General features: G+C 66.3%; 10 protein-coding genes. 4 read left to right on the top strand and 6 right to left on the bottom strand.

Translation table 11 applies throughout. The features are described from left to right. Positions 1 to 159 precede the first annotated feature (159 nt). Genes FHP25_RS11570 through FHP25_RS11560 form a run of 3 tightly spaced genes read right to left on the bottom strand, consistent with a single transcriptional unit; the run spans position 160 to position 1,958 of the window. Positions 160 to 609 carry a PIN domain-containing protein gene (locus FHP25_RS11570; RefSeq protein WP_147847075.1) on the bottom strand — a complete coding sequence of 150 codons (450 nt, stop codon included), beginning with the start codon at positions 607 to 609 and terminating at the stop codon, positions 160 to 162. Between the two features lie 3 nt (positions 610 to 612). Beyond that, positions 613 to 900 carry a hypothetical protein gene (locus tag FHP25_RS11565; RefSeq protein ID WP_147847074.1) on the bottom strand — a complete coding sequence of 96 codons (288 nt, stop codon included), beginning with the start codon at positions 898 to 900 and terminating at the stop codon, positions 613 to 615. A gap of 26 nt (positions 901 to 926) precedes the next feature. Continuing rightward, a complete protein-coding gene (locus tag FHP25_RS11560) occupies positions 927 to 1,958 on the bottom strand; it encodes a P1 family peptidase (RefSeq protein WP_147847073.1) in 1,032 nt (343 codons plus the stop codon). 495 nt (positions 1,959 to 2,453) lie between these two features. On the opposite strand from FHP25_RS11560, the gene FHP25_RS11555 reads away from it, so the two are divergent. From FHP25_RS11555 to FHP25_RS11540, 4 genes are all read left to right on the top strand, one after another. Then, complete coding sequence (locus FHP25_RS11555; protein ID WP_218578332.1) at positions 2,454 to 4,007, top strand: hypothetical protein; 1,554 nt, start codon at positions 2,454 to 2,456, stop codon at positions 4,005 to 4,007. A 12-nt stretch (positions 4,008 to 4,019) separates the two neighbouring features. Further along, on the top strand, positions 4,020 to 5,111 hold the full coding sequence (locus tag FHP25_RS11550; protein ID WP_218578331.1) for a hypothetical protein: 1,092 nt from the start codon (positions 4,020 to 4,022) through the stop codon (positions 5,109 to 5,111). Between the two features lie 23 nt (positions 5,112 to 5,134). Beyond that, the gene (locus FHP25_RS11545; protein WP_147847070.1) at positions 5,135 to 7,180 is read left to right on the top strand and encodes a S8 family serine peptidase; all 2,046 of its coding nucleotides are present in this window, start codon (positions 5,135 to 5,137) and stop codon (positions 7,178 to 7,180) included. Positions 7,181 to 7,263: 83 nt separating this feature from the next. Continuing rightward, positions 7,264 to 7,527: a hypothetical protein gene (locus tag FHP25_RS11540; protein ID WP_147847069.1), complete on the top strand. Its 264-nt coding sequence runs from the start codon at positions 7,264 to 7,266 to the stop codon at positions 7,525 to 7,527. A gap of 216 nt (positions 7,528 to 7,743) precedes the next feature. Here the strand turns inward: FHP25_RS11540 and mhpA are convergent, their stop codons facing one another. The 3 genes from mhpA to FHP25_RS11525 form a co-directional block, all read right to left on the bottom strand. Further along, positions 7,744 to 9,231, bottom strand: a complete 1,488-nt coding sequence (gene mhpA / locus FHP25_RS11535) for a bifunctional 3-(3-hydroxy-phenyl)propionate/3-hydroxycinnamic acid hydroxylase MhpA (RefSeq protein ID WP_147847068.1) — start codon at positions 9,229 to 9,231, stop codon at positions 7,744 to 7,746. A gap of 12 nt (positions 9,232 to 9,243) precedes the next feature. After that, a complete protein-coding gene (locus tag FHP25_RS11530) occupies positions 9,244 to 9,537 on the bottom strand; it encodes a putative quinol monooxygenase (protein WP_147847067.1) in 294 nt (97 codons plus the stop codon). A gap of 82 nt (positions 9,538 to 9,619) precedes the next feature. Beyond that, on the bottom strand, positions 9,620 to 10,348 hold the full coding sequence (locus tag FHP25_RS11525; RefSeq protein WP_147847066.1) for a sulfite exporter TauE/SafE family protein: 729 nt from the start codon (positions 10,346 to 10,348) through the stop codon (positions 9,620 to 9,622). Positions 10,349 to 10,435 lie beyond the last annotated feature (87 nt).

The raw sequence follows: 10,435 nt of genomic DNA, 5'->3' as shown, positions 1-10,435 counted from the left end.
AGCGCCGCCGCCTCGGCGTGCGGCCGGCCGCCGCGCGCCGTGCGGCCGCGCGCCAGCGCCACGCCGTCCTTCACCAGCACGCAGCCCACCGTCGGGTTGGGCCACGTCTGGCCCAGCCCGCGCCGCGCCAGGGCGAGCGCGCTGGCCATCCAGTCGGCATCAGCGTGGCGCATGTCGGTCCCTGGCGGCGAAGCCGCGCATGAGATTGGGCGTCGACCAGGTCGCGACACCCGTGCCCGCAAAGTCGCGATCCGTCGTCCATATGTCCGCCTCGACGCTCCACGCCAGCGCCAGGACGTGGTCGTCGCGCGTCGAACTGTTGCGGCTCGCAACAGCATCCCTGAGCGCCGCCGCGCTGCCGTCCAACGCCGCCGCCAGGGCGGCGACCGGCACGATCGTCATTTCCGCCACCAGATCATCGAGAACCCGCGCCAGCTCAGGACGCTGCAGGCCCAGCCCGATCCGACGGCGTGCCTCCTGCACGACACGGTCGGTCGTCACGAGCGTCGATGCGCGCGCCGCCTGCAGAATGGCGCCCGAGCTCCTGCCGCGCGCCGCCGCCACCAGGATGGCGGCGTCGATGACCAGTGTCGAGGACGGCGGCCGCATGCGTCAGCCGCCTTCCTTCTTCATCAGCGCGCGCACCGCCTCGATCGACCAGTCCACGGGATCGACCTCTCCGAAGCGCGCAAGCGCAGCATCGTCCGCGGCGTCATCGCGCCCCCTGGCCAAGGCCTCGGCCCGCGCCAGCACCGCGGCCAGCCGCTCCGGGTCGGCGGCCTTCAAGGGGATCAGCAGCCCGACCGTCCGCTCGCCCGACTTCACGGCCGTCGGCCCTGCCAGCGCGCCTATCGTTTCGCTCGAGATCTTCTGCAGATCACGAATGCTGAGGTGCGTCATCGGACTTACATACGCCTATATGTAAATTATGGCAAACCGCTCGGGCGTCCGGCGCCGAAGCGCTGCTGCCAGTCGGGCACGGCGTTGGCGAACGGCAGCGCCGTGGCGGCATGCACGCCGCGCGCGATGGCGCGCGCCAGGCAGTCGGCGGCGACGGCGCCCAGCTCGGTCAGCGCCGGCGGCTCCTCGGCCGCGGCGCCGCGGCAGGTGGCGGCCGCGAACACCGTGTCGCCGTCGTTGGGCGCGTGCACCGGACGCAGGGCCCGGGCCAGCCCGTCATTGGCCATGATCGCCAGCCGCTTGCATGCCGGCTTCGACAGCGTGGCGTCGGTGGCGACCAGCGCGATGGTGGTGGCGGTGGCCGGCGCCGGCAGCCCCTTGAAGCGCAGGCCGAGCGCCGATGCCGGCAACCTGGCCGGCCAGCCCAGGCCGCCGAACTCCTGCCCCTGCTCATAGGCGCCGGCCCAGAAATGCGGTCCGTCGCCGATGGTGGCGGCGCCCACGGCATTGACGGCGACCAGCCCCCCCACCGTGAAGCCCTGCGATGTGCGGGCGCTGGCCGAGCCCAGCCCGCCCTTCAGGTTGACGGTCGTGGCGCCGTAGCCGGCGCCTGCCGTGCCCAGCGCGAACGCATCCGACGCCGCCAGCGCCGCATCGCGGCCCAGCTCCCAGTAGGGCGGCCGACACTCCATGGGCGCCCGCAGCCAGTCCTTCTCGCCGCCATTGGTGAGATCGAACAGGATGGCCTGGACCGCCACCGGCAGGGTGATGCCGCCGAACGTGCCGCCGTGGCCGCCGGCCACCAGGACCGAGGTCGCGCCGCCGGCCGCATCGAGGCCGAACAGCGAGCCGCCCGACAGCACCACGGCGTCGATCCGCCCGCGCATCATCTCGGGCTCGAGCAAGGAGACGGCGCGCGAGCCGGGCGCGCCGCCCAGCGTCGCCACCCCGGCGACGGCGCCGCCCTCGAAGACCGCCACGGTGGCGCCGGTCGCGGCCCGCGCATCCTGGGCATTGCCCACCCGCACACCGGGCACGTCGGTGATGAGGTTCTTCACGGCCGGCACCTCGCCATAAAATAATGCAGCCCAATCAATGACATGCGAATTTCGACCTGCTCAGGGGCGTGACGCAAACGTCGCAAAATACGAAAACTCCCTGCCCGCCATGACCGGACATACCAGAGCGCTTTTGGGCCCGGATATCAAAAGCTTGGTCACTGCAACGGCAGCGCCGCCTGGAACCAGGCTGGGATCGCGCATCGGCTTCCTCGCGCAGATCGTGGTTGACGGAAGTGCTGGCGGCAGCTCGCCCGACCAAGCTGAGCGCTTATCGCCTCTGTCGTACTATAGGTAGTTCTCTTTTGAAGATCAATGAACATTGCGACAGATAACGACCGGGACATCAATTATTAATTGTAATTTTCACAGCATATGCTAACATCTCGGTGCAAAATCGCGTCTTGGGGAGGCGATTTAATGGCGGGTGCCTCGATCAGCGCTCGGGAGGGCCGCTATCCAGGGCGACACTATCCTTATCGATCAAGTTCAGGGATGGTGCTTGACCACGCTCCCGAACCGCTTGCGGATATCGCACCCGGAGAAGTCGTCAGGTTTTTTCTAGGGCAGGACGACATCGCTGTTGTCCTCGCGCCATCCGACATTCAGAGGGAGCTCAACGACCCGTTCGCACGGCTCGTGCTAACGCCGGGTCATCGGCCCAAGAACCTTGTCGAAGTCTTGAAAATCATCGACCTGGCTACGGGCGCGGATGCCGTTCCCGGGCAGCGGATTTACCGGATTGCGGATGGCGGACAAATCCCGTGGAATGATGAAACGGCCACGCTCGACCGCCACCTGCGCATTGCGATCACGAGGCATCGCGGCGAAGAAGCCGAACTCTTCATTTCGACCGCGCCGCCATTCTCGTCTGAGACAATCTTTCTTCAGATCTTTGCCTGGGATCCGAAGAGTGGGGCCTACAATTTCTACGAACGCCGGCGCGGCGTTTGGTCATGGGCCGGGAGCTCATGGCAGGCATTGATGGAGCCCACGCGCGGCCGCGGACCGTTCGACAGTCACGTCAACGGCGGCCCCGTAATGAAGGAGCTGAAGCTTCCCTGGATGCATTGGCATTCGCAGTCGTCGCAAATTCGCGACGACATTTTCGCTCCCGACGATCCCTTCCCGAAGGATCCGTTATGGAACAGCAGCAACTTGAAGGGCGCGGAGGATCTGGAGCTGATCGTGCGCTCGGGCACGGCCCGTTGGACGCGGTCACGCTTCGATCGTCGGACGGCCAACGGCCGCCTCTCCAATGCCCGCGAGTTTCTGCGGCAGATCCTCACGACCACGACAGTCAATCTTGCCTGTTCGCCACAGCCAAGTGCTTCGTTGTCGGACGACGACATGCTTCGCTTGCCGACGACCTTCTTCCTCAACTCGGATTGCCTTGTCGGCGAGCTCGCCCTGCCGGCAACACTCTCGCGGGCCAAGACGCCAGCGTCGTTCTATCGAGCAGGCCTCGAGAAATACGAGGTCTGCCTGCGCGATGGCGGGAACATCTTCAAGCGTGACACCCACTTCGCGTTTCCAGTGCCGGAGCCCTCGTTGGAAGACCAGATGGTCCTGCGTGAGCTCCTCGCACGCGGGGCGATCTCGCGCCGCCTCGCCCTGTGCTTGCTGATGGTCGATTTCCCAAATCCGGTGTTTTCTGACAGGCGCGCTACCCTCCTCGAGCATATCCCGGAAGCCCTCGTCCTGGATGGCGGTGCAGACCTCGATGGTCGCTTCCCCGCTGCCGTGAAAAGTGTGATCGCGAGCAAGGGGGCGGACAGCGCAGAGGCGGAGTTCACCATGCTCTGGGAAACCGCTGGCGACTGGGAGATGGAATTTGCCGCACGGGTCGACCGCTATTGGGCGCTGGTGCTGGCTCGCCTGCTTACAGCCGAAGGCTTCGACGCCTTCTTTCAGCTTGCCGAGTCACGCAGACGCCAGTTCCGGAACCGGCCGTTGGCGGAATTCGGCCTCACCCTTCCCGTTGCCACCAAGCTGGACCTACCCGCCTTCCTCAGCCTGACCGAGCAGGCCCAGGTCCGCCCCTTGTAAGGATCCATGATCATGGAACGCTTCGACCCACCGGGAATGCTGACGGACCTCGATGATGCCGAGCTCCAGGCTTGGAGCGACTGGATTTCGGAGCAGATCGACGAGGCCCGGGCCGGGCGGCCCGATCTGTACGATTTCGACGCGCCGCGTCCACGTTTCTTCAACCAGCTGACCACGCCTGTCGGCCAGGACACCGTCGAGAAGGACATCACCTGGGGCGCTTTCCCGCGGCTGGTGGCGCTCGATTCGGCTACCGACGAGGAGCGGTGGCAGACCGCCGACTCTTCGCGCGACGTCCAGGACGAATACTGCGAGTGGAGCATCGACCGCGTCGGCAACCAGATCAAGCGCGTGACCTTTACCTGCGAAGGGCCGGAATATTGGCAGTTCCTCGCCGCCGTGAAGCCTGCAACGGTGCTCGCACTCTACCGCCAGCACGTGAGCCCGACGGCTGCCAACAACGATCTGTTCGGCGCCGACGGTAGCTACGACCCGAAGAACAAGTGGAACAGCACCACCAAGCGCGGCGCGATGCATCTAGTCCAGCGCAACAACACACTGGGCGCTGAGATCGAGCTGGCCGGCGGTGCCAGCAACGCGCGCATGCGCAACGGGGTGCTTCTGACCGACGCGCACCAGCTTATTCTCTGCGGCGCCTACGGACAGCCGGAGCGCCACAGTGATCCCGCGATCGGCGCTGAGGTGAACGCTCTGGCCAGGGCCAACGCGGATATCACGCTGGCCAATCCGGTCGGAATCTATTTCGCCGGCCTCAGCACGACCGGCTGGGTCACCCCGGACAACTCCGACCCGGCATCTTACTGGAAAATCACGCGCGGCACTGCGCAAAAGCCCGTGCGCGCCGTCTACGAGGTGCCGGCCGAGCACGGTTTCGCCGTGAGCGACATCAAGATCAACGGCAAGCCGATCCAGTACGGCGCCCAGATCGCGGATTTCATCACCATGAAGCTGACGGGCGTTGCGACGCGACTCGGCGCGGCAAACTATCCCCCACTCTCGGGCTGCAAGCGGCGGGCAGCCCACGCCCATGCAGCAGCAATCGACGTGGCGTCGGTGATCGAGCCGAGGCCCCCGAGACGCTAGGCACCGCGCGACAGGAGGACGAATTGGCCGCGAAGAAGAAGTCGACAGTGAAAAGCGCGGCGCGGCGCACACGAACGCCCGGCTCACGGGAAGGCACCCCGGAGGCACCGGCCGGAGCGTCCATCACTTCGTTCTGGTCGGATGTCCTCTCAAGCCCCACCGCAAGCACGTGGCTGGCCCTCGCGGCGAAGTTGGCGAACACCCCGACGATGCCAGCCGCGGCATTTGCGCTTGTTTCGCCGCCGTCATCGGACAGGCTTGGTACCCGCCTGTCGGCGATCGAGACCTTGACGACGGGCGAAAGCCTGAAGCCGATGCCATGGAAGGTGTCGACTGCCATGGACCCGCGCCTGCAACTTGCAGTAGCCAATGCCAAGAGCGGCAAGCCGGGTCTGGCGCTCGCCTCTACTTCTGGCGACGAGATCGCGGTGATTGCACGGGTGAAGTCGGTGAGTGAGTGGGAAGCATTGCCGGACGTCGTCCCGGGCAGCACGCTCGGCAAGACGCCTGACGGAAGCTGGATCGTCACCGGGCGCCTGCCGGTGCGCCGCGCCGAAGCGGTCCGGACCGATCCCGTCGTGCTGAGCCTCAAGGCTTCACAGCCTGTTCATCAGGCGCTCGCCGCGACGGTGCAGGCCATGCAGGTCGCGCCGCTGCCACCTCAGGTCAGGCCCGACGGAGCCCGTGGCGTCGTGGTTGGAATCGTTGACTTCGGCTGCGACTTCATGCACCGGAATTTCCGCAAGGTCGACGGCAGCTCGCGCATCCTGACGATTTGGAACCAGGGTGCGCCCGCCTTGCCGTCCAGCCCGTTCGGCTACGGCCGTCGCTACGACAAGCCCGACATCGACGCGGCGTTGAAAACGTCCAACCCCTACCAGGGGTTGGGATATGGGCCGCCGCATGATCCTTCCGGGACGCATGGCACGCACGTGACCGACATCGCCGCGGGCAACGGAAACGGGTCTGGCCAGCCGGGCGTAGCGCACGAGGCAGATATCATCTTCGTAGAGGCGGCCACCAGCGACATTGCGTGGACTGGTCCCAAAACGCTCAACCAGGCATTCGGCGATTCGGTGCAGCTGCTGGAGGCCGTGCGCTTCATTTTCAACGAGGCAGGCGACCGGCCGTGCGTCTGCAACCTGAGCCTGGGCACGAACGGCGGACCGCATGACGGCACGTCGCTCGTCGAACAAGGCCTCGATGCTCTGGCAAGAGAGAAGGACAATCGCGCCGTTGTCATCGCTGCCAGCAATTCGCAGCTCGACGATATCCACACCAGTGGCAAGGTACCCAGGAGCGGCACGCACGACATCGTCATCAGGCAGAGCCAGGGAGGCGGCAGCGAGTTTGAGATGTGGTATCCTGGGAATCGTCGGCTGGAGGTCTCCCTCGTGACGCCCGACGGCACCACCTTCGGACCTGTGCAGCCGGGAGACAATCTGCCCATCGGGGCGAACGACCAGATCGCTCTCTTCATCAGCAGCCGGCTCGATGATTCCAACAATCATGACAACGTCATTGGCATTTGGCTTGCCGAAGGCCTGTCCGGCGATGATTTCACGGTGAGGGTGCGCTCCCTCGACGACGAGGCGGTCGACTATCACGCCTGGATCGAGCGCAACGATCGCGCGCAGGCCAGCTTCGCCAATCCCGTGCCGACGCACACACTCGGGTCGATATCGACAGGGTACGAGACGGTGGTCGTCGGATCCTACGACGCGCACAAAAGCGCTTTGCCGCTGTCCAATTTTTCGAGCTCCGGGCCTACCCGAGACGGCCGCAACAAGCCGGAAGTATCCGCGCCAGGGCATGCGGTGGTCGCGGCCAAGTCCGGCACCCTCGATGGCGTTGTACGCAAGTCCGGCACGAGCATGGCGGCTCCGGCGGTGACAGGCTTGATCGCCCTTGTGCTCGCTGAAGCGAGTCGCAAGGGACAATCGTTGTCGAGTGGCGCGCTGCGACAGAAGCTGTTGGCGCACGCTGCGATCAATCCGCCAGCGATGGCAGCGGGCGACTGGAATAGTCGCTACGGGTCCGGCCGGGCGAATGGGTCTTCAATCCCCTGACGATGCAAGGACGTGGGAACGCTCGGTTCTTGAACGCGTTGGCATGAGACCATATGTTTAGCGAGAAGCTTGAAAGATGCCCGATGGCTATCGACTTCAAATCGCTCAAGAAATTGGAGTCTCTGCCGGCCTCTGCGCAAGCGGGCCGGATTGACGACAACCAGCGTTTTCTCGTGTTGGTCAAGTTGCGGGACAGCGGCAAGCGCCCGGACTACGTCACGCCGCGGTCCGAGATTGGATCGCAAATGTTTTCCGCGGAAATCGAAGCTGCCGAGTTGAAGGCTCTAGAGGCGGATCCCGCTGTCGAGTCAGTCTCGATCTCACGGCGCATACCCTTGGTTAAGTAACCAAGGGCAAGAGACTCCTGCATCTGGGGTCTCGCCGTCCATATATATGGGCGGCGACCGGAGCTGGCCGCGCGTGGCGGTGCGGCAGGTACGCGCTGCAAGCCCGGGCCGGACTGACCAGCGGTGGTTGCCGGATCCTGGAGCGAAGTTGGTCGGCGCTGTTTGAAATTCTCCATTAGAGATCAATAACTGCCGCCACCCGCCGTTGGACCAGGGTCAAACGGCTGCGACGAGCGCGGCCATGTCGGCGACGGAGCGTGCCGCGCCCAGCACATAGCGGTCCGGCCGCACCACCACCGCATGGACAGCGTGAGTGGCGAGCCAGGCCTGCAATGCAGGCGCTGGGTCAGTGACGACGGCGACATCCTTCTCCTGCAATCGTGCCAGCAGCGCATCGGGCAGCGACGCGTGGAACGACGGATCGAGCAAGGCCGCGAAGCGGTAGCCGACATGATCGTCCAGCCGCGTGCCGTCGGCGAGGATCGGCTGCGGCGCCACTTGGCCGACGAGGTCCTGTATACCTGCCCCGAGGCCGGCGCCGAGCAGCGGCTTGATCGTCTCCATGCGCGCCGGCTCGCGGCGTGACAGCCCGCCCGGCACAGCGGCTTCCGCCGCGCGGGTGTTGATGAGTCCGCCCAGCCTGACAGCAAGCTCGATATAGGCGCGCACATGCGGCGCGCGTTCGCCCTGATAGGAATCGAGGAGGCTGTCGGCCGCCTCACGGCGGACGACCCGCGCAAGCTTCCAGGCGAGGTTGGCCACGTCCCTGATCCCGGCGCACATCCCCTGCCCCAGGAAGGGCGGCGTCTGGTGCGCCGCGTCACCGGCGACAAGCAGGCGACGATCGCGCCATCGCGCCGCGATCACCGAATGGAATGTATAGCAGGCGGCGCGCTCGAGCCTGGCGTCGGCGCGCGCGATGAAGCGCTCGAGCAGCCTCCACACCTTGTCCGGCGCCGTCATCTCGAGCGGATCCTCGGTCGGCAGCAGCGCGATCTCCCAGCGGCGCCGACGGCCGACGCCACGCACATAGGTCGCCGGCCGCACCGGATCGCAATACTGCACGCTGTGATCGCCCAGCGACGGCAGGTCGCGCTCCAGGATCGCGTCGACCACCAGCCAGGGCTCGTGGAAGCCGAGATCATCCTGGGCCGATCCGATCAGGCGCCGCACCAGCGACCGCGCGCCATCACAGCCGACGACGTAGCGCGCGCGTGCCGAGCGCGGCGCGCCGCACCGCAGATCCTCGAAGCCGACCGTGACGCCCTCGCCATCCTGATCGAGCGCGACCGCTTCGGCCCGCAGCCGCACGTCGATATTGGCCCTTCCGCCGGCGGCGTCACGCAGGACACGCTCGAGATTAGGCTGATGGAAGCGATAGCTGACGTTCCAGCCCAGCGGACCGACATCAGGGGAGCGCGACCAGTCGAGCACCAGCCTCCCCTGCGCGTCGACGAAGCGCATCCCCGGCGAGACATGGGTGTGCGGCAGCATCGGGTCGGCCAGCCCGAGGGTCTGGAAGACCCGCATCACCTCGTCGTCGAAGTGCACCGCCCGGGGCAGCGGGTAGATGCCGGCTTCCCGTTCCAGCACCAGGATGGAGAGCCCGCAATCGGCCAGCAGGTTGGCCAGCGTCGCCCCGACCGGCCCGAACCCGATGATCGCGACGTCGAACACGTCCGGTCGTGCGCGTTGCTCGCTCACGGACGACGGAGGCTACACGTCCGTCGGATTGAAGAAGCGGGTCGACAGGCCGCCCACCGTCTTCTCGGCGAAGCTGGCGACGACGCCGCTGGCATCGCGCCAGGCGCGATAGGTCTCGTAGTGCCGGCGCGAGGCCCAGCGCATCACGAGCAGGATGTTGTCGGGATTGTCATCGTTGGCGGTCACGTCGACGTTGAGGCAGCCCTCCTTGTTGCGGGTTTCCGGCAACGCCTCGCGGAGATCCTCAAGAACCGCTGCCCCCGTGCCCGGCTTCGCGGTCAGCTCGAGCAGAACGTAGCACGCCATGTGTTTCCCCCTCCGGTTTCAGGACACAGCATTGGCACATCACGCGCCGTGCGTCATCACCCGCGCCGCGGCGCTTCGCTTGTCAGTGTCGGGTCACGGCCATCCAGATCAGGGACAGGCCGGAGAACAGCATCACGGCGTCCATCAGGATGCGGAAGTGCCGCGCGTCCAGCCGGGTGACAATCTGCTTGGCGATGAGCGCGCCGATCATCAGGCTCGTGCCGATGACGAGGCCCTTCAGCACGGCGTCGAGCGGCAAGGCGCCGAACTGCTGGAACGCCACCGTCTTGCTGGCGAAGATGGCAAGCGAGCCGGCGGCCTCCGTGGCCAGGAACGCACCTTTCACCAGGCCGTAGCCGAGAAAGACAGGAACACTCAGCGGGCCGGTCGAGGCGACGATGCCCGTCAGGTAGCCGATCACCGCGCCGGCCACGGCGAGATGCCAGCGGTTGAGCCGCAGCGCCTTGCGGTCGGCCCACCGCCGAACCGGTATCATCACCAGGAAGAACGCGCCCAGCACGCCATCCACGATGTCCGCCGGCAGCACCAGCAGCGTGCGCGCGCCCAGCACCGCGGCCGGCGCGCCCGTCAGCGCGTACGCCGCGCAGGCCGCCCAGTCGATCTCGCGCCACCACACCAGCACGCGCGAGATGTTGGCCATCAAGGCGGCGACGGCCATGATGGGGATGGCCTGCTGCGGACCGTATTGCAGGACCAGCGCCGGGATCAGGATGATCGAGGAGCCGGTGCCGACAACGCCGGCGATCGTGCCCGCCAGGAGGCCGAGGCCAAGGACAAGAACCAGATCCACGCCGTCCCTCCCCCGGCAGCAAGGCCGCAGCAGCAGAAAATGAGCCTCGCGCGCCCCGGCCGTTCCTTGGACGTGCATCGGCACACC

The organism is Vineibacter terrae (assembly GCF_008039615.1).
GTDB lineage: Bacteria > Pseudomonadota > Alphaproteobacteria > Reyranellales > Reyranellaceae > Vineibacter > Vineibacter terrae.
This window is presented reverse-complemented; position numbering and strand designations above follow the sequence as displayed.

Coding starts and splice junctions, on each gene's coding strand:
- FHP25_RS11570 (WP_147847075.1), bottom strand. CDS start 609: ATGCGGCCGCCGTCCTCGACACTGGTCATCGACGCCGCCATCCTGGTG.
- FHP25_RS11565 (WP_147847074.1), bottom strand. CDS start 900: ATGACGCACCTCAGCATTCGTGATCTGCAGAAGATCTCGAGCGAAACG.
- FHP25_RS11555 (WP_218578332.1), top strand. CDS start 2,454: ATGGTGCTTGACCACGCTCCCGAACCGCTTGCGGATATCGCACCCGGA.
- FHP25_RS11550 (WP_218578331.1), top strand. CDS start 4,020: ATGGAACGCTTCGACCCACCGGGAATGCTGACGGACCTCGATGATGCC.
- FHP25_RS11540 (WP_147847069.1), top strand. CDS start 7,264: ATGGCTATCGACTTCAAATCGCTCAAGAAATTGGAGTCTCTGCCGGCC.
- FHP25_RS11530 (WP_147847067.1), bottom strand. CDS start 9,537: ATGGCGTGCTACGTTCTGCTCGAGCTGACCGCGAAGCCGGGCACGGGG.